The 20877-nt window shown below is 61.8% G+C and carries 19 protein-coding genes; 9 read left to right on the forward strand and 10 right to left on the reverse strand.

The features are described 5' to 3' along the window. Positions 1-14: 14 nt before the first annotated feature. Entirely contained in the window at positions 15-1940 is a 1926-nt protein-coding gene (locus F6S08_RS29735) for a secretin N-terminal domain-containing protein (RefSeq protein ID WP_315872693.1), read from the forward strand. Between the two features lie 117 nt (positions 1941-2057). On the opposite strand, the gene F6S08_RS29740 is transcribed toward F6S08_RS29735, so the two are convergent. The 6 genes from F6S08_RS29740 to F6S08_RS29765 form a co-directional block, all read right to left on the reverse strand. Further along, on the reverse strand, positions 2058-2828 hold the full coding sequence (locus tag F6S08_RS29740; RefSeq protein ID WP_065925455.1) for an electron transfer flavoprotein subunit beta: 771 nt from the start codon (positions 2826-2828) through the stop codon (positions 2058-2060). A gap of 10 nt (positions 2829-2838) precedes the next feature. After that, positions 2839-4059, reverse strand: a complete 1221-nt coding sequence (locus F6S08_RS29745) for an electron transfer flavoprotein subunit alpha/FixB family protein (RefSeq protein WP_065947491.1) — start codon at positions 4057-4059, stop codon at positions 2839-2841. Then, positions 4059-6002, reverse strand: a complete 1944-nt coding sequence (dgcB, locus tag F6S08_RS29750) for a dimethylglycine demethylation protein DgcB (RefSeq protein WP_315872694.1) — start codon at positions 6000-6002, stop codon at positions 4059-4061. Before dgcB ends, F6S08_RS29745 begins: the two co-directional genes overlap by 1 nt. Before the next feature lie 156 nt (positions 6003-6158). Beyond that, positions 6159-8219 (reverse strand): dimethylglycine demethylation protein DgcA, encoded by a 2061-nt coding sequence (gene dgcA / locus F6S08_RS29755; protein WP_065925458.1) that lies wholly within the window; start codon positions 8217-8219, stop codon positions 6159-6161. 15 nt (positions 8220-8234) lie between these two features. Beyond that, on the reverse strand, positions 8235-8765 hold the full coding sequence (locus F6S08_RS29760) for a DUF5943 domain-containing protein (protein WP_065925459.1): 531 nt from the start codon (positions 8763-8765) through the stop codon (positions 8235-8237). Positions 8766-8817: 52 nt separating this feature from the next. Then, on the reverse strand, positions 8818-9795 hold the full coding sequence (locus F6S08_RS29765) for a dipeptidase (protein WP_010207105.1): 978 nt from the start codon (positions 9793-9795) through the stop codon (positions 8818-8820). A 221-nt stretch (positions 9796-10016) separates the two neighbouring features. Here F6S08_RS29765 and F6S08_RS29770 point away from each other — a divergent pair, with 221 nt between their 5' ends. Both F6S08_RS29770 and F6S08_RS29775 read left to right on the forward strand, forming a co-directional pair. Continuing rightward, positions 10017-10418 (forward strand): lysozyme inhibitor LprI family protein, encoded by a 402-nt coding sequence (locus F6S08_RS29770; protein WP_027606004.1) that lies wholly within the window; start codon positions 10017-10019, stop codon positions 10416-10418. Positions 10419-10459: 41 nt separating this feature from the next. Then, the gene (locus tag F6S08_RS29775; RefSeq protein WP_065947493.1) at positions 10460-10876 is read left to right on the forward strand and encodes a DUF3010 family protein; all 417 of its coding nucleotides are present in this window, start codon (positions 10460-10462) and stop codon (positions 10874-10876) included. A gap of 6 nt (positions 10877-10882) precedes the next feature. Here F6S08_RS29775 and F6S08_RS29780 read toward each other — a convergent pair whose 3' ends face one another. From F6S08_RS29780 to F6S08_RS29790, 3 genes are all read right to left on the reverse strand, one after another. Continuing rightward, positions 10883-11311 (reverse strand): hypothetical protein, encoded by a 429-nt coding sequence (locus F6S08_RS29780; protein ID WP_065925461.1) that lies wholly within the window; start codon positions 11309-11311, stop codon positions 10883-10885. A 230-nt stretch (positions 11312-11541) separates the two neighbouring features. After that, on the reverse strand, positions 11542-12717 hold the full coding sequence (locus F6S08_RS29785) for an AAA family ATPase (RefSeq protein ID WP_065925462.1): 1176 nt from the start codon (positions 12715-12717) through the stop codon (positions 11542-11544). A gap of 68 nt (positions 12718-12785) precedes the next feature. Continuing rightward, on the reverse strand, positions 12786-13730 hold the full coding sequence (locus F6S08_RS29790) for a GlxA family transcriptional regulator (RefSeq protein WP_027606007.1): 945 nt from the start codon (positions 13728-13730) through the stop codon (positions 12786-12788). A gap of 193 nt (positions 13731-13923) precedes the next feature. Here F6S08_RS29790 and F6S08_RS29795 point away from each other — a divergent pair, with 193 nt between their 5' ends. From F6S08_RS29795 to F6S08_RS29820, 6 genes are all read left to right on the forward strand, one after another. Next, positions 13924-14868: a choline ABC transporter substrate-binding protein gene (locus F6S08_RS29795; protein WP_027606008.1), complete on the forward strand. Its 945-nt coding sequence runs from the start codon at positions 13924-13926 to the stop codon at positions 14866-14868. An 87-nt stretch (positions 14869-14955) separates the two neighbouring features. Then, on the forward strand, positions 14956-15843 hold the full coding sequence (locus F6S08_RS29800; protein WP_065925463.1) for a 3-keto-5-aminohexanoate cleavage protein: 888 nt from the start codon (positions 14956-14958) through the stop codon (positions 15841-15843). Positions 15844-15926: 83 nt separating this feature from the next. Then, a complete protein-coding gene (locus F6S08_RS29805; protein WP_065947496.1) occupies positions 15927-16892 on the forward strand; it encodes an L-carnitine dehydrogenase in 966 nt (321 codons plus the stop codon). Positions 16893-16905: 13 nt separating this feature from the next. After that, positions 16906-17382 (forward strand): thioesterase family protein, encoded by a 477-nt coding sequence (locus F6S08_RS29810; protein WP_137212377.1) that lies wholly within the window; start codon positions 16906-16908, stop codon positions 17380-17382. Positions 17383-17391: 9 nt separating this feature from the next. After that, the gene (locus F6S08_RS29815; RefSeq protein WP_315872695.1) at positions 17392-18552 is read left to right on the forward strand and encodes a gamma-butyrobetaine dioxygenase; all 1161 of its coding nucleotides are present in this window, start codon (positions 17392-17394) and stop codon (positions 18550-18552) included. Between the two features lie 468 nt (positions 18553-19020). Then, entirely contained in the window at positions 19021-19284 is a 264-nt protein-coding gene (locus tag F6S08_RS29820) for a hypothetical protein (RefSeq protein ID WP_065925467.1), read from the forward strand. 43 nt (positions 19285-19327) lie between these two features. On the opposite strand, the gene F6S08_RS29825 is transcribed toward F6S08_RS29820, so the two are convergent. Then, positions 19328-20431 carry a GlxA family transcriptional regulator gene (locus tag F6S08_RS29825; protein WP_065925468.1) on the reverse strand — a complete coding sequence of 368 codons (1104 nt, stop codon included), beginning with the start codon at positions 20429-20431 and terminating at the stop codon, positions 19328-19330. Positions 20432-20877: the final 446 nt, after the last annotated feature.

Raw genomic sequence — 20877 nt, forward strand, 5'->3', positions numbered from 1 at the left:
CGCAGGACACGATCATGGCCATACGCACGTGGATACCCTTGAGCCTGGCCGTGGCCCTGCTCAGCGCCTGCCAGACCCAGCGGGCGATCAAGGAGAGCGACGAGTTGCGCCAGAAGGGCGACATCATCCGTTCGGTCGAAGTGCTGCAAGCCGAAGCCAGACAGGCCCCCGACGATGTGCAACTGCGCACCGCCAACTTCAGCAAGCTGGAATTGCTGGTGGCCCAATACAGCCGCGAAGCCAGCACCGCGCTGATGCGTGGCGACGATGCCGCTGCCATCCGCGCCCTGGAAACCATCCTCAAATACGATCCCAGCAACCTCGGCGCGCGCCAGGAAGTCCAGAGCATCCAGGCGATGAAACAACTGCGCCCGCAACTGGCCCAGGCCTACGAAATGAAGCGCTCCAACCCGGTGGAAGCCCTCAACCTGGTGCGCCGGATCATCGCGCAAAAGCCCAACTACCGAGAGGCCCTGGACTTTCGCAATGCCCTGACCCGTGAACTGGTGAGCGCCGATTACCTCAGCGCCGACCTCTCCGAGGCCATGCGCAAACCCTTGAGCCTGGAGTTCAGCGCCCAAAGCCTGACCACGATTTTCGAGACCATTGCGCGCCTGTCGGGGGTCAACTTCGTCATCGACAAGGACGTCAATCCCAGTGCCTCGGCGAGCATGACCGCGAGCCGAACCACCGCCGAAGACGCGCTGAACCTGCTGCTGACCACCCAGGGACTGGACAAGAAGGTCCTCAACGCCAACACCCTCCTGGTTTACCCCCGCCGCCCGGACAAGGAACGGGAATATCGCGAGTTGGCCGTGCGTACCTTCTACCTCAGCCATGGCGACCCCAAGGTCATCGCCGCCGAGATCAAACAGGTGCTCAAGCCCAAAGAGGTGCTGGTGGACGAACGCCTGAACGCGGTGATCGTGCGCGATGGCCTGGATACCCTGAGCGCCGTGGAAAAACTGGTGGAAGCCATTGATATCGCACAATCGGAAGTGACCATCGACATCCAGGTGCTGGAGGTCAGCCTGACCGACGAGTTGAACCTGGGCATCCAGTACCCGGAGAGCATCGGCCTGTCCGTGGGCAACCTGGCCAACGTGCCTGCCGGGCTGGCGGGTATCCCACTCAGCGCATTGCGCGGGATCAACGGCGACAACATCCTGCTCGACGCGGGCAGTACCTCGGCGCGCATCAATATGCTGCAACGCAGCGGCAACACCGTGACCCTGGCCAACCCCAGGGTGCGGGTGCGCAACCGCGAAGAAGCCCAGGTGAACATCGGCGACAAGATCCCCGTGGTGACCACCACCACCGCCAACCAGATCACCACCTCGTCGGTGTCCTACCAGGACGTGGGACTGCAGATCACGGTCAAGCCGAACATCAGCCTGAGCGATGAGGTGAACCTGGAGTTGAACGTGGAAATGAGCCATATCACCAAGCGTATTCCCGGCTCGGAAAACGTACCGGCCACCTTCGAACTCGGCTCACGGGCCACCAAGACCCTGCTGACCGCGCGCAACAATGAAACCCAGATCGTCTCGGGGCTGATCCGCACGGCGGACGTCGACGAGGGCTCGGGGCTGCCATGGTTGAGCCAGATCCCGTGGATCGGCAAGAAGCTGTTCGGCACCAACCAGAATACCCAGCAGAAAACCGAGATCATCCTGCTGCTGACCCCGAGGATCGAACGCAACCTGGACCTGCCGATTGCCCAGATCAGCACCTTCCACAGCGGCACCGAGGCGCGCAGTTCGACCCAGGGCATGATCCTGCGCGACACCACCGACAAAATGATCCTCAAGCCGATTGGCGGCGACCCCACGCCGGCGCTGCCACCGCCGATGCAACAGCCGGATGCCACCTGGCAACCCCTGCCGCCACTGCTGCCGGATCTGGTGCCCAAGCCTGCGCCCGAACCTGCGCCCCAATGAAGATCCAATGTGGGAGGGGGCTTGCCCGATTGCAATGTGTCAGTCTCAGTATCCTTGACTGGTCCACCGCTATCGGGGGCAAGCCCCCTCCCACATTTGTTTTGCAGTGTTGGTGGGTTAGCGCACGACGCCTTCTTCTATGAGCAACTTGAGGATTGCCTGGGCACCTTCCTCGGCGCTCACACCCTTGAGCACCTGCCCACCGCCACCACTGGCCTTGGCGGTGGCGGCTTTCATGCGGTCGGCGCCGCTCTTGGCCTTGATCACCTTGAGGCGCTTGGGCCGGGGCTTGGCCGGTTGCAGCACGGCGCCTGTGAATAACGCGTCCTGCTCGACTTCCACTTCGTGGGCCGCCAATTCACCGCGTTGTGCCGGACCGTAGGCGCTTTGCCGAGGTTTTGGCGCGGCGTTATCCACCGTCGCCAGAAACGGCAGGCGCACCTTCAAGCGCCTGCGCTGCCCACGGGGCAAGGCTTGCAGCACATGGGCCACACCGCCGTCGATGGACTCCACCTCGGCCAGCCCGACAATCAGCGGCCAGCCCAATTGCTCGGCCAACAGGAACGGCAACATGCCCGAGCCTTCACCGGTTTCGGCCTGGCTGCCGGCAAGCACCACCTGGGCACCGGCGTCGCGCAGGTACTCGCTGAGCACCGGCAACGCATCGCTGCCCTCCGGTTGTTCCAGCACGTGCAACTGTGGCAGGCCCATGCCCAGGTAGCTGCGCAGGGTCGGTTCGGCGATGTTGCCGGCGTGCAGCACCTGCAGCTTATCCCCAGCCATCTGCAGACCCAGTTCGACGGCGCGCGCATCCTGTTCGGCGCGGCGTGGCCGGCCGGAGGTGGGGTGGGCGCCGATGGACACCAGGCTGATTACATTCGTGGTCATGGTCATGTCCTCAAGCCGCATCGCGCTTGGCGCCGTTGCGGTAGGCCTCGACCGCAGCGATCAAGGCTTGCAGAATCGCGGCGCTTTCGCCGATCACCGACAGGTCGGCACGCTTGATCATGTCGCAGCCCGGGTCGAGGTTGATCGCCACCACCTTGTCGCAGGCGCCAATGCCTTGCAGGTGCTGGATCGCCCCGGAAATCCCCACGGCCACATACACCCGCGCCGTCACCCAGGTACCGCTGGCGCCGACCTGGCGATCACGGGCCATGAATCCATCGTCCACCGCCACCCGCGAGGCGCCTTCGGTGGCCCCCAAAGCCGCGGCGGTCTGGTGGAACAGCGCCCAGTCCTTCACGCCGTTGCCGCCGGAGAAAATAAACTCGGCCTCGGCCATGGGAATCGCCGCCGGGTCCACCGCCACCGCGCCAAGATCCTCGATACGCGGCAGGCTGCGCGCCAGGCTTGTGGATAACTCCACGGGCAGCACTTCATGGCGTGTGTCGCTGACCGGATCGGCGCATTCGGCGGCGGCCAGAATCAGGCGTGGCAGCGGCCGCGCCAAGTCTTCCCGGCCAGCACCGGCGCGGCCGATGCACTCATCGCCCTTGATCTGCCAGACGCGAGTGGCCGGGCGCTCCTTGAGACTGGCGGCAAAGCGCCGACCCAACTCGCCACCACCACTGCGGCTGTCGGGCAGCAACCAGTGGCGCGGGTTGAACTGGTTATCCACAGCGCGCAAACCCTGCACGCGTTGCTCCGGTGAATAACCGTCGAATTCGTGGCCGTCGAGCACCAGCAGGCGATCGACACCGGCCGTGGCAAACGCGCTTTCCTTGTGTTCGCCAAACACCACTGCCAGCACCGCGCCGTCGTTGCCGGCGAGTTGCCGCGCCAGGCCGAGCAGGTCGCGGTCGTGGCTGCTCAAGCGGCCACCAACCATGTCCGGCACTACGTTGATGTAGAACGCAGGCGCAGGCACCTGATGCAGCGGCAACTGCACTTCAATCGCCGCCGTACGCTTGGCCGCACCGCCCTGCTGGGCACCGCTGCGGTCGATGCGCTTGATGCCGTTGGGGCCGATAAAACCGACGCCATGCACGTTCTTGCGGATGATGCCGTTAGGCCCCATCCAGCTGTGTTGCACTGGCTGCATCGCCGCATGCAGCGGGTGCAGACGGTTACGGGCGATCCATTCGGCCCGTGGGTCGCGGCGGATAATGTCGCTCATCAGTGCACCTCCGCAGGTTCACGCTTGTTGGGAGCTTTGGCCGGTGCGACGTCTTCCAGCAAAGCATCGGCCACCAGCTCGGCGATGTCCTTGATCAACGGTCGCGGTTCAACCACACCTTCGAGCATCGCCGTGCACTGCGGGCACCCCACCGCCACCAGTTCGGCACCGGTCTCGCGGATGTCTTCCATGCGCATATCGGGGATACGTTGCTTGCCGGGAATATCGGTGATCGGCGCGCCGCCGCCACCGCCGCAGCAGCGCGAGCGGAAACCCGAGCGTTGCATCTCCTTGACCTCGATGCCCAGCGCCCGCAGCACTTGGCGCGGCGCCTCGTATTCGCCGTTGTAGCGGCCCAGGTAGCACGGGTCGTGGTAGGTCACGCTGTTGCCTTTGTGCTGGCCCAGGTTCAGCGCGCCCTCGCCGATCAGCTCGGCCATAAAGGTGCTGTGGTGCTGCACGCGGTAGTTGCCGTTGAAGGCGCCGTACTCGTTTTTCAGCACATGGAAGCTGTGGGGGTCGCAGGTGACGATGCGCTTGAAGCTGTACTTGGCCAACGTCTGGATATTGCGCGTGGCGAGCATCTGGAAGGTCGCTTCATCGCCCAGGCGCCGCGCCACGTCACCGCTGTCGCGCTCTTCCAGGCCGAGCACCGCGAAGTCGACCTTGGCCGCTTTCAGTACTTTGACGAATGCGCGCAGGGTGCGCTGGTTGCGCATGTCGAAGGCGCCGTCGCCGACCCAGAACAGCACGTCAACGCTGCCTTTGTCGCTGAGCAACGGCAGGTTCAAATCCGCCGCCCAGTTGAGGCGACCGCCCGGTGCGAAACCGCCGGGGTTGTCGGTGGCGATCAGGTTTTCCAGGACTTCGGCGCCCTTGTTCGGCGTGGCGCCTTTTTCCAGGGTGAGGTGGCGGCGCATGTCGACGATGGCGTCCACGTGCTCGATCATCATCGGGCACTCTTCCACACAGGCACGGCAGGTGGTGCACGACCACAGGGTCTCGGCGTCCACCAGGCCGTTGACGATCGGCTGGTGCGGGTTGCCGCTGTGTTCGCCAATGGCTTTACCCGGATAAGGGCTGCCGGCGAACTTGGCATCGGTGCCGCCGGCCAGGCCGACCACCATATCCTGGATGAGTTTTTTCGGGTTCAGCGGCTGGCCGGCAGCGAAAGCCGGGCACGCTGCTTCGCACTTGCCGCACTGCACGCAGGCGTCGAAGCCGAGCAGTTGGTTCCAGGTGAAATCCTTGGGTTTTTCCACGCCCAGGGGCGCGCTTTTGTCGCTCAGGTCCAGGGGTTTCAAACCCGTGGAACGACCACCGCCAAAGCGTTCGGCGCGACGGTGCCAGGCCAGGTGCAGGGCACCGGCGAAGGCGTGCTTCATCGGGCCGCCCCAGGTCATGCCGAAGAACATTTCGGACACGCCCCACAGCACCCCCACGCTCAACAGCGCGGCCAGCAGCCAGCCGCCGAAGTCGGCGGGCAGGATCCCCGCCACTGGCAGCGTCACCAGGAAGAAACTCACCGAGAACGCCATCAGGCTTTTCGGCAGGCGCATCCACGGGCCTTTCGACAGGCGCGACGGCGGATTGCGCCGCCGCAGGTAAACGAAGGTGGCGCCGAAAAACATCAACACCGACGCCAGCAGCAAGGCGTAGCCGAGGATACGGTTATGCAGGCCGAAGCCGTGCACCAGGATCGCCAGCAGCGCCGACAGCACAAAGCCCAGGGCAGTGGCGACGTGGGTGTTGGCGATGTATTTGTCGCGGGCGACCACGTGGTGCAGGTCGACCATGTAGCGCTTGGGCATGGCCAGCAGGCCGCCCAGCAGGTCGACCTTGGAGGCTCGCCCGCGGCGCCACATGTTCACCCGGCGCAGGGCGCCGAGGACGGCAAGGCCCAGGGCGGTAAATAAGAGAATAGGCAGCAAGGTGTTCAACATGGTGAAGCTCCCACAGACCGCACAGGTCTACTGTGAAACTGGCCCGAATGTGGGAGGGGGCTTGCTCCCGATGGCGGACTGTCAGTTGGTACAGTTGTCGCTGAACCACCGCTATCGGGAGCAAGCCCCCTCCCACATTTGACCGCGTTCACCTCATCAAAAGTCTTTGCACAGGCGCAGGGCGTCATAGATGGCGGCATGGGTATTTCGCTGCGCCACACAGTCACCGATACGGAACAGCAAGTACCCCTCGCCCGCCTCGCTCAAGCACGGCTGCGGCTTGATCGCGAACAGGGCTTCGACGTCGATCTGGCCCTTGTTGCGCGAACCTTCCTTGAGCCCGTAGTAGATCGCTTCGTCCGGACGCACGCCGTTCTCGACCACCACCTGGTCCACTACCCGCTCTTCTTTGGCGCCGGTGTATTCGTTCTCCAGCACCGCCACCAGCTTGTCGCCTTCGCGGTAGACCTTTTCCAGCATCATGTCGCCGGTCATGATCACTTCTTTGGGGTACATGCTGCGGTAGTAGGTGGGGAACGACGTACCGCCAATCGCCACGCCCGGCTTGATGTCGTCGGTGACGATTTCCACCTGGCAGCCTTTGTCGGCCAGGAAGTCCGCCACCGACATGCCGGTGAATTCGCAAATGGTGTCGTACACCAGCACGTTCTTGCCCGGTGCGACCTTGCCGTCGAGCACGTCCCAGCTGCTCACCACCAGGCCTTCGGCAGCGCCCCAGTGTTCGTTCTGTTCGATAAACGGATGCCCGCCGACCGCCAGCACCACCACGTCCGGACGCAGGTCCAGGATGGTCTCGGCATCGGCGGCCACGCCCAGGCGCAGGTCGACTTTCAAGCGTGCCAGCTCCAGCTGGAACCAGCGGGTGATACCGGCGATCTGGTCGCGTTGCGGCGCCTTGGAGGCGGTGGTGATTTGCCCGCCGATAAATTCTTTCTTCTCGAACAGGGTCACGTCGTGGCCACGTTCGGCGGCCACCCGCGCGGCTTCCATCCCGGCAGGGCCGGCACCGACCACCACCACCTTGCGTTTCGGCCCGGTGGACTTCTCGATGATATGCGGCACGCCCATGTACTCACGGGACGTCGCGGCGTTCTGGATGCACAGCACATCCAGGCCCTGGTACTGGCGGTCGATGCAATAGTTGGCGCCGACGCACTGTTTGATCTGGTCGATCTGGCCCATCTTGATCTTGGCAATCAAGTGCGGGTCGGCGATGTGCGCACGGGTCATGCCGACCATGTCCACATAGCCGCCTTCGAGGATGCGCGTGGCCTGGTTCGGGTCCTTGATGTTCTGTGCGTGCAGCACCGGAACCTTGACCACTTCCTTGATACCGGCCGCCAGGTGCAGGAACGGCTCCGGCGGATAGCTCATGTTGGGGATCACGTTGGCCAGGGTGTTGTGGGTGTCGCAACCCGAGCCAACGACGCCGATGAAATCGAGCATGCCGGTGTCGTCGTAGTACTTGGCGATCTGCTTCATGTCTTCGTGGGATAGGCCGTCCGGGTGGAACTCGTCACCGCACAGGCGCATGCCCACGCAGAAGTCGTCACCGACTTCGGCACGCACGGCTTTCAACACTTCCAGGCCGAATTTCATGCGGCCTTCGAAGGTGCCGCCCCACTCGTCGGTACGCTTGTTGACCCGCGGGCTCCAGAACTGGTCGATCATGTGCTGGTGCACGGCGGACAGTTCCACACCGTCCAGGCCACCAGCCTTGGCGCGCTTGGCGGCGCTGGCATAGTTGCCGATCACGCGCCAGATTTCTTCCGGCTCGATGGTCTTGCAGGTGGCACGGTGCACCGGCTCACGCACGCCGGACGGCGACATCAGGGTCGGCCAGTTAAAGCCATCCCAACGGGAGCGACGACCCATGTGGGTAATCTGGATCATGATCTTGGCGCCATGCTTGTGCATGGCATCCGCCAGGTTCTGGAAGTGCGGGATGATGCGGTCGGTGGACAGGTTCACCGAACTCCACCATTCCTGGGGGCTGTCGATGGCGACCACCGAGGAACCGCCGCAGATCGCCAGGCCGATACCGCCCTTGGCTTTTTCTTCGTAGTACTTCACATAGCGGTCGGTGGTCATGCCGCCGTCGGTGGCATACACCTCGGCGTGGGCGGTACTGAGCACGCGGTTGCGGATGGTCAGTTTGCCGATCTGGATCGGCTGGAACATTGCTTCGAAAGCCATGGCACGGTCCTCGGCTTACAACGGCTTGACGGTGAACAAACCATCATCGTGGCCCTCTTCGGAGCCTCCGTAGATTTGTTCGGCCACAGTGCGAATCTTGCTGCCACGCGCCTGAAGAATCTGGTCCATGGCACCGGCAAACCAGCCGGTGAACATGTAGTCGACTTTGCGCCCGACCTTGCCGTACACATAGACGAATGCCGAGTGTTCGAGCTTGACGCTGGCGGTGCCTTTATCCAGATCGATGTCCTGGATCTTGAACAGGCCCCAGCCGCGTTGCGACAAGCGCTTCATGTAGTGCTCGAACACCGCGACGCCTTCCAGGCCGTGGCATTCGGCTTCTTTTTCACACCAGTGCCAGGCGGACTTGTAGCCGGCCTTGTAGAGGATTTCGGCATAGGCGTCGGCGCCCAGCACCTCTTCGATGCCCATGTGGTTGTTGACGAAGAAATGGCGCGGCACGTACAGCATCGGCAGGGCGTCGGACGTCCAGACACCGGTTTCGCTGTCGACTTCAATAGGCAATTGCGGGGCGATCTTGGCCATGGAAACTTAACTCCAGAAAAATTCGTTGTGATGTTGCCCGTGGGTGCTTGGCTTATTCGCCCCAAACGTCCTTCAAGACGTTGACCCAGTTCTCGCCCATGATCTTGCGCACCACACGCTCGGGATGGCCGCGCTTGAGCAGGGTCTCTGTCAGGTTGGGAAACTCGCCGACGGTGCGGATGCCCAGCGGGTTGATGATCTTGCCGAAGCTGGTCAGGCGGCGGGCGTAGCCCTTGTCATGGGTCAGCATTTCAAAGAAATCCTGGCCATGGCCCTGGGTGAAGTCGGTGCCGATGCCGATGGCGTCTTCGCCGACGATATTCATGGTGTATTCGATGGCTTCGGCGTAGTCGTCGATGGTCGAATCGATGCCCTTGGCCAGGAACGGCGCGAACATGGTCACGCCGACAAAGCCGCCGTGGTCAGCGATGAACTTCAGTTCTTCATCGGACTTGTTGCGCGGGTGCTCTTTAAGGCCGGACGGCAGGCAGTGGGAGTAGCACACCGGCTTTTTCGATTCGAGGATGACTTCTTCGCTGGTCTTGGAGCCGACGTGGGACAGGTCGCACATGATGCCGACGCGGTTCATCTCGGCGACGATCTCGCGCCCGAAGCCCGACAGGCCGCCGTCGCGCTCGTAGCAACCGGTGCCGACCAGGTTCTGGGTGTTGTAGCACATCTGCACCACACCGACGCCGAGCTGCTTGAAGATCTCTACATAACCGAGCTGGTCTTCAAACGCGTGGGCGTTCTGGAAGCCGAAGATGATGCCGGTCTTGCCCTGTTCCTTGGCCTTGCGGATGTCGGCGGTGGTTTTCACCGGGATCACCAGGTCGCTGTTCTCGCGGATCAGGGTCTGGCTGGCGACGATGTTGTTGATCGTGGCCTGGAACCCTTCCCACACCGACACGGTGCAATTCGCGGCGGTGAGGCCACCTTTGCGCATGTCCTCGAACAGGTCGCGGTTCCACTTGGCAATGATCAGCCCGTCGATAACGATGCTGTCGGCGTGCAATTCGGCTGGGCTCATCAGGCGTCCCCTTATTTTGGCGATTCATGCGCCGAATCGTCTGCCGGCGCTTTGGGGCCAGCATATGCCCAGGGGCCGACCGAGCCGGGTGCAAAAACGACAGGGGAATTGCCGAAAGCGTCAATCCACGACAAAGGCTGTTATGAGTGGTCTGACTGGCGGCTGTTATTTGTCTTACGCTTGAGCCAGAATTCCCGCATCACCTGATATGAGACGGCGCAATGAAATCGATTTTCCTGGCTTTGGCACTCATCGCAACCGGCGTCCACGCGGCCGAAGACACCGACAGCACGCCGTGCGATGGCATCGAAAACGACAAGCAAACCCTGGAATGCGCCACCTACAACAAAACCACTGCCGAGCAATTGCTCAAGGATAATTATCAAGGCCTGCTGGAACGCATGCATTCCACCTATGGCAGCGACAAGACCAAACTTGCCGACATTACCGCTCGTCTGAAGGATGCCCAGCAGAAGTGGGAAAAACTGCGTGACGCCGATTGTGCGGTGGACACCTTTCCAGCGGTGACTGGCACCAAGGCCTATGCGATTGCACAGAATGACTGCCTGGCGCGGATGAGTGATGAGCGGTCGGAGTTTTTGGAGTCGATTGGGCAGGAATAAGCGACAATCGCCGCCACTTTCTCTTTGAACCAAGGCCATTCATGACTATCTGCGGCATCGAAATCAAAGGCAGCGAAGCCATCATCGCCCTCGCCTCCCTGGACAACCAGACGCTGAGCCATGTCGCCCTGGCCATCAAGAAAATCGCCCTTGATGACGACGATGAAGCCGTTAACGTCAAAGCCTTCGCCGCCCAGGTGAGGGCGTTCGTGCAGGAAAACGCCATCCAGCGCATCGCCATCAAGAAACGCAGCAAGAAAGGTGAATTCGCCGGGGGCCCGACAACCTTCAAGATCGAAGGGGTGTTTCAGTTGCTGGAGGGGGTTGAGGTGACGCTGCTGTCGCCGCAGACCATCAATGCGCAGAACAAGAAGCACAACTTTGATCTGCCGGCGACGCTGAACAAGTATCAGCATGAAGCTTATAAGGCTGCCTGTTCGAGCCTGATGAAGAAGTAACGCACGTTAACTTCTGACGCAGTGTTCGACCCCGTGGCCGCCGCCTTCGTATTCAGGCCCGTAATAATATTTGACGAAGGACACTTTGCCTTCCGGCGTTGGAACAAGTTGCGCAATACCGACGCCGTAGTCTTTCAAGGCGGGATCGGTATGGGCGAAATAAACCGCCAGCGTATCTGCGGTGGCAGCGGCAAACCCGTCATAACGGGATTTATCTTCCAGGGTCAGGGTGAACGTGTAGGCACCGTACTTGCCGGTACTTTGGCTGGTGTTGATTTTCATATCGACAACACCGGTGAAGTCACCAATATGACGGTCCTTGCCAGTACACTCATAACGCCCGCTGTAATCGGTCCCGGTGAAAGGCGCCGGGGTTTTGGCTGCCCAGGCGGGAGCGGACGCGAACGCGATGACGGCAACAATTCTTTTGAGCATACGGGACCTCTTATCGATCAAGTAATGGGGATACAAGTGCGGATGCCGAGCTGATCAAGTACAAGCGCTCTTATTTATATACGGCCCAACTAGCAGCTTAATCAGCGGCCACTGGACGGTAACAGCGCACTTGCGCAAGACATAGCCAGCAACATAGAAAAAGATATTTCCCACATCGACTACCCCACACATTTCCCTGCCACGCGCCATCTGCAGTACGGCTGAGGAAATCACTGGCGTGCCTTGCGCACCTTGAGCCAATCCCCGAACGACTTGTCTTCCAGGGCATAACCACCGCGGCCCGACTTCCACACCAACTCCTTGTCGCGCAAGGCATCGATGCAGGCCTGGACGGTCTGGGTGCCCGGCACCACGTCACTGCCCATGGCTTCCAGCGCCTTGCTGACAGCCGTGAGGGTGCTGTCGGTGAAGGGCGCGAAGGGTTCGTTGTTCTGGGAACGCTCCACCATCACCTCCAGCACGGCGCGCTGCGGGATGGTCAGGGCGTTCCAGGCGCTTTCGAACTCGGTCCATACACCCGCGCGCAGCAGTTCGGCGCGACTGTGCAGCAATTGGCCCAGATTGCTCGCCTCGCCCAGCTCCAACGCGACTTCACCGATGATCGTGCGCAACATCTCGGGACGCCGACCTACCAGCTCAAACGCCTCATCAATATCAGCCGCGCTGAACTGGTTGGTCTCGGCCAGGTGCGCGTTGAGGTGCACGGTGTAGGCTTGGGTGAACTCTTTACCCAGCAGCGGAAACGGCGTGATGCTGGAACCGAAGAACGGCTGGCTTTTACCCAATACCAAATGGGCGAGTTTGTCGCGATTGGAGCCGGTAAACACCAGGCGCAAGCCGCTGCCCTCTTCGTCACGGCCCTGGTTGAGCTGATCCCGGGCAGCCTTTAGCGCGAACATCGCATTGATACCCGACTCGGTGGTCAAGGCGTGCTGCGCTTCGTCAATCACCAGCACAACGGGTTTTTCTGCAGCACTGTGGAGCAATTCCAGGGCTTGGGTCAGCGTCGCACCGACAGGCAATTGTGGCTTGGTAAAGTCCCAGGAGAGCGTCCGCAGAAAGCTCAGTTTCTCGATGCCAATATTCTTGGCCAGTTTGCGGATGCCCTTTTCATAGGGAACCAGGGCAGCCGCAATAGCACTGGCAATCAACTCCGCAGGATCTTTCTCCTTGTCAGCCCAGAGATCCACATACACCGCCAGCCAGCCCCGGAGCTGACATTCCGGAATCAGGTCTTCGCGCAGGAAAGTGCTTTTGCCGGTGCGACGGGGCGCCGCGAGAAACAGGCCAGAGGTGAAATCCTGAATACCGGCGCCCACCAGGCCATCGGCAATACTGCTTGCCAGGGCGGGGCGACGGAACACGAAGCCGCTGTGTTTGGACATGGATTTATACTCAATTATGAAAACAACTATAAATTATAGTGATGAGTATAATTCACTATAATTGCCCGTCAAACCACCTCCCGTCGCCGATCCTCCCTCGGACACTTGGCAAACCTCGCCCGATAACTCCGGGTGAAATACGACGGCGACTCGAACCCGCAGGCAATGCTCACCTCCAGCACGCTCATATCGCTCTGGCGCAGCAGCTGCCGGGCTTTTTCCAGGCGCAGGCCAAGGTAGAAGTTGCTCGGGGTATCGTTCAAATGCAGGCGAAACAGACGCTCCAACTGGCGCCGGGTAACTTTGATCGCGTCGGCCAACGCCAAGGTGCTCAGGGGCGGTTCGGTGTGCTGCTCCATCTCGCCGATCACTTGCACCAGCTTTTTGTTGTTGATGCCGTAGCGCGTGGCGATCTGCATGCGCTGGTGGTCCTTGCGCGGGCGGATGCGGCCGAGTACGAACTGTTCGGAGACCTGGATCGCCAGGTCGGCGCCGTGGGCCTGGGCGATCAGGTCGAGCATCAGGTCGATGGAGGCGGTGCCGCCGGCGCAGGTGATGCGGCGACGGTCGATTTCGAACAGTTCCTGGGTCACGCTCAGGTGCGGGTACGACTCCTTGAAGGCATCGATGGCTTCCCAGTGCAGGGTCAGGCGGTGGCCGTCGAGCAGGCCGGCTTCGGCGAGCACGCAGGCGCCGGTGTCGATGGCGCCGAGGGTCACGCCGTCATGGTCCAGGCGACGCAGCCAGTGCTCCAGCGCCGGCGTGGCGAACTGCAGCGGTTCGAAGCCGGCCACCACCAACAGCGTCGCGCCCTTTTTCAGCGGTTCCAGCGCGGCGTCGGCATTGACCGACATGCCATTGCTCGCCAGCACCGCGCCGCCATCGGCGCTCAGCACATGCCAGCGGTACAACTCGCCACGAAAGCGGTTGGCCACGCGCAAAGGTTCCAGTGCAGAAATAAAACCGATGGCCGAGAACCCCGGCATCAGCAGAAAGTAGAAATCCTGGGACATGGTGGCGCTCTCGTAGGACGGCCAGCGTGGCACTGTGATACTCCCGTTCTCGGGTGGATTCAAGGGGGCAGGTCGCTGCAGTGCAAGAGCTGGTCGCCGCCGTGCGTTTTGTCGCCTCCAAAGCTACGTAACTTGGCCTCACGGCGCACAAAGACGCCGGCCCCCACAATAACGACCTGCCGAGGGATCCACCATGAACCGACTGATTCGCCGCTGCGTGCTTGCACTCAGCGCCAGCGCCATCTTGAGCACGAACGTATGGGCTGCCGACGCGGCATCCTGCCAGAACGTGCGCATGGGCGTGGTGAACTGGACCGACGTCATCGCCACCAGTGCCATGACCCAAGTGTTGCTCGACGGCCTCGGCTACAAGACCAAACAAACCAGCGCCTCCCAGCAAATCATCTTCGCCGGCATCCGTGACCAACGCCTGGATCTGTTCCTCGGCTACTGGAACCCGCTGATGACCCAGACCATCACGCCGTTCGTCGACGCCAAGCAAATCAAAGTCCTCGACAAACCCAGCCTGGAAGACGCCCGCGCGACCCTCGCGGTGCCGACTTACCTGGCGGACAAAGGCCTGAAGACCTTTGCCGACATCGCCAAATTCGAGAAGGAGCTGGGCGGCAAGATCTACGGCATCGAGCCGGGTTCGGGGGCCAACACCCAGATCAAGGCGATGATCGCCAAGAACCAGTTCGGCCTGGGCAAATTCCAACTGGTGGAATCCAGCGAGGCCGGCATGCTTGCCGCCGTGGACCGTGCGGTACGCCGCAAGGAAGCCGTGGTGTTCTTCGGCTGGGCGCCGCACCCGATGAACGTCAATATCGCGATGACCTACCTCACCGGCAGCGATGACGCCCTGGGCCCGAACGAAGGCATGGCCAGCGTGTGGACGGTCACCGCGCCGACCTACGCCGAACAGTGCCCCAACGTGCACAAGCTGCTGACCAACCTGACCTTCACCGCCGCCGACGAGAGCCGGATGATGCAGCCGTTGCTGGATCACAAGGACGCCCTCGAGTCCGCCAGGCAGTGGCTCAAGGATCACCCCCAGGACCAGGCGCGCTGGCTGGAAGGCGTGACCACCTTCGATGGCAAACCGGCTGCAGCCAACCTGCAACTCACCAGCAAATAACCTGACTTGAACCACCGTGTCGCAGCCGCTCCTGGCTGCGAACGGCACCGTACGCCTTGAAATCACACGCCCGTAAGGAACCGCCCCATGAACCACGACGTCATCATCACCTGCGCACTCACCGGTGCTGGCGACACGACCGCCAGAAGCCCACACGTGCCGGTCACCCCCAAGCAAATCGCCGCCGCTGCGGTGGAAGCCGCCAAGGCGGGCGCCACCGTGGTGCACTGCCATGTGCGCGACCCCGAGACCGGCAAGTTCAGCCGCGACGTTGCCCTGTATCGCGAAGTGATGGAGCGCATCCGTGAGGCCGACATCGACATCATCGTCAACCTCACCGCCGGCATGGGCGGCGACCTCGAGATCGGCGGCGGCGAGCACCCGATGGAATTCGGTCCCAATACCGACCTGGTCGGCCCGCTGACCCGCCTGGCCCATGTGGAAGAGCTGCTGCCGGAAATCTGCACCCTGGACTGCGGCACCCTTAACTTCGGTGACGGCGACACGATTTACGTCTCCACCCCGGCGCAGTTGCGTGCGGGCGCCAAGCGCATCCAGGAACTGGGCGTGAAGGCCGAGCTGGAAATCTTCGACACCGGCCACCTGTGGTTCGCCAAGCAGATGATCAAGGAAGGCCTGCTCGACAACCCGCTGTTCCAACTGTGCCTGGGCATTCCATGGGGCGCGCCGGCCGACACCACCACCATGAAGGCCATGGTCGACAACCTCCCCGCCGACGCGGTGTGGGCCGGGTTCGGGATCGGCCGCATGCAAATGCCCATGGCCGCGCAAGCGGTGCTGCTGGGCGGCAACGTACGGGTCGGCCTGGAAGACAACCTGTGGCTGGACAAGGGCGTACTCGCCACCAATGGCCAACTGGTGGAACGCGCCAGTGAAATTCTCAGCCGCCTGGGCGCACGGGTCATGACCCCGGCGGAAGGCCGCATCAAGATGGGCCTGACCAAGCGCGGCTAAAAAATGTGGGAGGGGGCTTGCTCCCTCCCACAGTTTGAGCCGGTTCCCAAAACAGAATGTGTGAATACTTCAGGATCGTCGCCATGCGCTTTATCACTGAGATCAAAACCTTCGCCGCCCTCGGCAGCGGTGTCATCGGCAGCGGCTGGGTGTCCCGTGCCCTGGCCCACGGCCTCGACGTGGTCGCCTGGGACCCCGCACCGGGTGCCGAAGCGGCGTTGCGCAAACGCGTCGCCAATGCCTGGGGCGCCCTGGAAAAACAGGGCCTGGCACCCGGCGCCGCGCAAGACCGCCTGCGCTTTGTGGCCACCATCGAAGAATGCGTGAAAGACGCCGACTTCATCCAGGAAAGCGCCCCGGAACGCCTGGAACTGAAGTTGGAATTGCACAGCAGGATCAGCGCCGCGGCCAAGCCCAATGCACTGATCGGTTCGAGTACCTCAGGGTTGTTGCCGAGTGAGTTCTACGAGGGCTCGACCCACCCGGAACGCTGTGTGGTCGGCCATCCGTTCAACCCGGTCTATCTGCTGCCGCTGGTGGAAGTGGTCGGCGGCAAGCACACCGCGCCGGAAGCGATCCAGGCCGCGATCAAGGTGTATGAATCCCTCGGCATGCGCCCGCTGCATGTGCGCAAGGAGGTCCCCGGGTTTATCGCCGACCGCTTGCTCGAAGCGCTGTGGCGCGAGGCGTTGCACCTGGTGAATGACGGCGTGGCCACCACCGGCGAGATCGACGATGCCATCCGCTTTGGCGCCGGCCTGCGCTGGTCGTTCATGGGCACATTCCTCACCTACACCCTGGCGGGTGGCGATGCGGGCATGCGCCACTTCATGGCGCAGTTCGGCCCGGCGTTGCAATTGCCGTGGACCTACCTGCCGGCTCCGGAGCTGACCGACAAGTTGATCGACGATGTGGTCGATGGCACCAGCGAGCAACTGGGCAAACACAGCATTTCGGCGCTGGAACGCTATCGTGATGATTGCCTGCTGGCGGTGCTGGAAGCGGTGAAAACCACCAAAGCCAAGCACGGCATGACCTTCGCCGAATAACGGAACCCTCACCATGCCTGCACTGACCACCTACACCACCCCAGTCCTTGCCGACTGGGTGGACTACAACGGCCACCTGCGCGACGCGTTCTACCTGCTGATCTTCAGCTACGCCACCGACGCGCTGATGGACACCCTCGGCCTGGACAGTGAAAACCGCGAAGCCAGCGGCCATTCGCTGTTCACCCTGGAACTGCACCTGAACTACCTGCACGAAGTGAAACTCGGTGCCGAAGTGGAGGTGCACACGCAACTGATCGCCCACGACGCCAAGCGCCTGCACCTTTATCACAGCCTGCATTTAGTGGGCGATGAGAAAGCATTGGCCGGCAACGAACAGATGCTGCTGCACGTCGACCTGGCGGGTCCGCATTCGGCCCCGTTTGCCGAGGCGACATTGGAGAAACTCATTGCGATCAGCGCTGGGCAAGCCGACCTGCCAAGGCCCGCCCTCCTCGGCCGGGTGATTGGACTGCCCCCAAAAAAATAAGGAGCCATCATGCAAACCGCCGCCGCTGTTGCCGATTTCCGTATTTACCCGAAACGCTTCGACCTCGCCGATGCACAGGTGCTGGACGATCAGGTTCGCGTGACATGGGCCGATGGCCGGGTCAGCCCGTTTCACCATCAGTGGCTGCGGGACAACTGCCCGTGCACGCAATGCGTGTACAGCGTGACCCGCGAGCAAGTGCTGGAAATTGTCGATGTGGATGAAAACCTCAGCGCCATCAGCGTGCGTATCGACCAGGGCTTCCTCAGCGTGGAATGGCACGGCGGTCATCGCAGCCGGTACGATCCCGGCTGGCTGCGGGCCCATGCCTACGACGATGAATCCCGCGCCGAACGCCGGGCGGCGAAACCAAAATCGCGGCTCTGGGACAACACCTTCGAACTGCCTATATTCGACTACGCGGCGGTCATGCAAGACCCTGCGGCGCTGCTGCAATGGCTGCTGGCCTTGCGTGACGCGGGCCTGACGCAAATGCGCGGCGTACCCACCGAACCCGGCTCCCTGGCGGGTGTTGCCCAGCGTATTTCATTTATCCGCGAGAGCAATTTCGGCGTGCTGTTCAACGTGCAATCCAAGGCCGATGCCGACAGCAATGCCTACACCGCTTTCAACCTGCCCTTGCACAGTGATTTGCCGACCCGGGAGCTGCAACCGGGGCTGCAATTCCTGCATTGCCTGGTCAACGATGCCGACGGGGGCGAAAGTATTTTTGTCGATGGGTTTGCCATCGCCAATGCCCTGCGCGAGGAGGATCCCGAAGCGTTTCGCGCGTTGTGTGAAATACCCGTGGAGTTTCGCAACAAAGACCGCCACAGCGACTATCGTCGCCTCGCGCCGATCATCGCATTGGACGCATTGGGGGATGTGGCAGAGATTCGCATGGCCAACTTTTTGCGTGGGCCGTTCGAGACGTCGGTGGCGCAGATGCCGTTGCTGTATCGGGCTTATCGACGCTTTATCGCGATGACGCGCGAGGCGCGCTTTCGGCTGGTCAAGCGCCTGAACCCGGGCGAGCTGTGGTGCTTCGATAACCGCCGCACGTTGCATGCGCGCAATGCGTTTGATCCCACTTCGGGGGCGCGGCATTTCCAGGGATGCTATATCGATCGCGACGAGTTGCTCTCAAGGATATTGGTGTTACAGCGGTAAACCGTGGTGCCCCCGATGAGCATAGGTATCTACACATCTTGAGCCGAGCCCCCTGCGTAGCAGCTGTCGAGCCTTGGCGAGGCTGCGTCGGCGGTGTGTCAGACGCGCCGCAAACGCAGCCTCGCCAAGGCTCGACAGCTGCTACGCGTTATCCTACTGAAGTTGTGTAGATACTTGTGCCCCGATGAGGCCGGCACAGGCACCGAAAAAACCCAGGCAAAAAAAGCCCCGATCCAGCCGTGACTGGATCGGGGCAGAGGTGCCTTGTGAGAGCGTTACATCCCGAGGGTGACCAAACCATCAAGCTGTGTGCCTGGGTTCAGTGTGCCGGTAAGTGCCTTCGGCAAATGGCCCGAAAACGACATGCCCATAGCCATCTGAGGCATTCGCGCATTCTGCCCTTGCCGACCGCTTGGGTGGCTACCAGAATCGAGGTCGAACCCCGCTCCCCTCACCAGGATAAACGTCATGATGCATGCGGATTTGATTGACCAGGATGACCTGCTGAGCCAACTGCGCTCGCTGGGTTTCGAAGTCTCCAGCGGCTCTACTGCCGAGCAGGCCTGCGAATGTGCCGTACGCGGTTTGAGCGAAGCACGGGCCAAGGCGCTCAAGGGTATGGTTGAGCAGATGTACACCGGCAGTGCGACGATTTTGCCGGCGGTGCGCCAGGCGATCGATAAGCAACTGTTGCCGGCGCTGATGCAGTTCAAGCAGAACTCCGGCGCCTGACAGACCGCTATCGGGGGCAAGCCCCCGATGCAGTCAACTCGGTTTAGAGCCGTACACTCGCGAAAGTCGACTCATTGCGCGCCTGGCTCAACGCCGCCATCGGTCCCGACAGCGGTGACAACACCAGCGCCTGCGGAATCGGCATCATCGCCACCTGCTGGGTGGTGTTGGAGCCTACGCGCTCATCCCGTGGCGGAATGCCGAAGTATTCGCGGTAGCACTTGGAGAAGTGCGGCGTGGAGACAAACCCGCACACCGAGGCCACTTCGATGATCGACATCGGCGTTTGCTTGAGCAACTGCCGCGCGCGAATCAGGCGCAGCTTGAGGTAATAGCGCGACGGCGAGCAGTGCAGGTATTTCTGGAACAGCCGCTCCAGCTGGCGACGCGACACGGCGACGTACACCGCCAGTTCGTCGAGGTCGATCGGCTCTTCGAGGTTGGCTTCCATCAGCGCGACGATTTCCTGCAGCTTCGGCTGGTTGGTGCCAAGCATGTGCTTGAGCGGCACACGCTGGTGATCCTGTTCGTTGCGGATGCGCTCGTACACGAACATCTCGGAGATCGCCGCCGACAGTTCACGGCCATGGTCGCGGCTGATCAGGTGCAGCATCATGTCCAACGGCGCGGTGCCGCCCGAACTGGTGAAGCGGTTGCGGTCGAGGGTGAACAAACGGGTGCTCATCGACACACGCGGGAAGGCTTCCTGCATCGACGCCAGGCATTCCCAGTGCACGCTGCAATCAAAACCGTCGAGCAGACCGGCACAGGCCAGGGCCCAGCTGCCGGTGCACACTGCGCCAAGGCGACGGGACTGGCGCGCCTGGCTTTGCAGCCACGACACATGCTCACGGGTCACGGTACGCTGGATACCCACGCCGCCGCACACAATCACAGTGTCCAGGGCCGGGGCTTTGTGCATGGAGGCATCGGGGGTGATTTGCAGACCGTCGCTGGCCCATACCTGGTTGCCGTCGACACTCAGGGTTGTCCAGCGATACAGCTCGCGGCCGGACAGCTGGTTGGCCATGCGCAGCGGTTCCACGGCCGAGGCCAGGGAAATCAGCGTGAAATTGTCCAGCAGCAAAAAGCCGATGGATTGAGGCGCACGGTTCTGGGGTTGGGCCCCGGAGTTGAACGACGTCATGGCGGTATCTCCTCACACAAAGCAGGTGATGGCCTCAGGCGAGGCTCTTGTTATTGCGCTCTTCATCCGGCAAGGCGAGAGGCTTTGAATTGGTAGAGCAAATGCCATGCCTAAATTTGAATGGCTATTCAACAAATCCTGAAAACGACCTGATGACGCGTCTAAATAAGCCCGCGCGAGGAGTACGGGATATGGCTGAAATAGACGTCGGAGCGGCCCTGCTCAAGGTGTGTGAGCAGTTCGGTATCACTTGTGGGAAGGCGCTTTCAGCGCGTAGGAAAAGTCTGTCACCGCACGCACAGGTGACGGGTGGTCGAGGGGGAAATCGTTTGGAAGCTACTTATCTGTTTGCGACGCGCTAAAAGGTGGCGCTGTGGGGTCTGTATGTTCACTTGTGGTGAGCGGGCTTGCCCCGCTCACCACAAAGGCCCCACTCATCACAACAA

The organism is Pseudomonas sp. JV449 (genome assembly GCF_032424295.1).
Lineage (GTDB): Bacteria > Pseudomonadota > Gammaproteobacteria > Pseudomonadales > Pseudomonadaceae > Aquipseudomonas > Aquipseudomonas marginalis.

Excerpts from the sequence above, each read along its gene's own strand:
- F6S08_RS29765 (WP_010207105.1), bottom strand. The coding sequence starts at position 9,795 with ATGAGCCCAGCCGAATTGCACGCCGACAGCATCGTTATCGACGGGCTG.
- F6S08_RS29805 (WP_065947496.1), top strand. The coding sequence starts at position 15,927 with ATGCGCTTTATCACTGAGATCAAAACCTTCGCCGCCCTCGGCAGCGGT.
- F6S08_RS29760 (WP_065925459.1), bottom strand. The coding sequence starts at position 8,765 with ATGGCCAAGATCGCCCCGCAATTGCCTATTGAAGTCGACAGCGAAACC.
- F6S08_RS29740 (WP_065925455.1), bottom strand. The coding sequence starts at position 2,828 with ATGACCACGAATGTAATCAGCCTGGTGTCCATCGGCGCCCACCCCACC.
- F6S08_RS29735 (WP_315872693.1), top strand. The coding sequence starts at position 15 with ATGGCCATACGCACGTGGATACCCTTGAGCCTGGCCGTGGCCCTGCTC.
- F6S08_RS29810 (WP_137212377.1), top strand. The coding sequence starts at position 16,906 with ATGCCTGCACTGACCACCTACACCACCCCAGTCCTTGCCGACTGGGTG.
- F6S08_RS29825 (WP_065925468.1), bottom strand. The coding sequence starts at position 20,431 with ATGACGTCGTTCAACTCCGGGGCCCAACCCCAGAACCGTGCGCCTCAA.
- dgcA (WP_065925458.1), bottom strand. The coding sequence starts at position 8,219 with ATGGCTTTCGAAGCAATGTTCCAGCCGATCCAGATCGGCAAACTGACC.
- F6S08_RS29745 (WP_065947491.1), bottom strand. The coding sequence starts at position 4,059 with ATGAGCGACATTATCCGCCGCGACCCACGGGCCGAATGGATCGCCCGT.
- F6S08_RS29795 (WP_027606008.1), top strand. The coding sequence starts at position 13,924 with ATGAACCGACTGATTCGCCGCTGCGTGCTTGCACTCAGCGCCAGCGCC.
- F6S08_RS29820 (WP_065925467.1), top strand. The coding sequence starts at position 19,021 with ATGATGCATGCGGATTTGATTGACCAGGATGACCTGCTGAGCCAACTG.
- F6S08_RS29780 (WP_065925461.1), bottom strand. The coding sequence starts at position 11,311 with ATGCTCAAAAGAATTGTTGCCGTCATCGCGTTCGCGTCCGCTCCCGCC.
- F6S08_RS29785 (WP_065925462.1), bottom strand. The coding sequence starts at position 12,717 with ATGTCCAAACACAGCGGCTTCGTGTTCCGTCGCCCCGCCCTGGCAAGC.
- F6S08_RS29800 (WP_065925463.1), top strand. The coding sequence starts at position 14,956 with ATGAACCACGACGTCATCATCACCTGCGCACTCACCGGTGCTGGCGAC.
- F6S08_RS29775 (WP_065947493.1), top strand. The coding sequence starts at position 10,460 with ATGACTATCTGCGGCATCGAAATCAAAGGCAGCGAAGCCATCATCGCC.
- F6S08_RS29815 (WP_315872695.1), top strand. The coding sequence starts at position 17,392 with ATGCAAACCGCCGCCGCTGTTGCCGATTTCCGTATTTACCCGAAACGC.
- F6S08_RS29790 (WP_027606007.1), bottom strand. The coding sequence starts at position 13,730 with ATGTCCCAGGATTTCTACTTTCTGCTGATGCCGGGGTTCTCGGCCATC.
- dgcB (WP_315872694.1), bottom strand. The coding sequence starts at position 6,002 with ATGTTGAACACCTTGCTGCCTATTCTCTTATTTACCGCCCTGGGCCTT.
- F6S08_RS29770 (WP_027606004.1), top strand. The coding sequence starts at position 10,017 with ATGAAATCGATTTTCCTGGCTTTGGCACTCATCGCAACCGGCGTCCAC.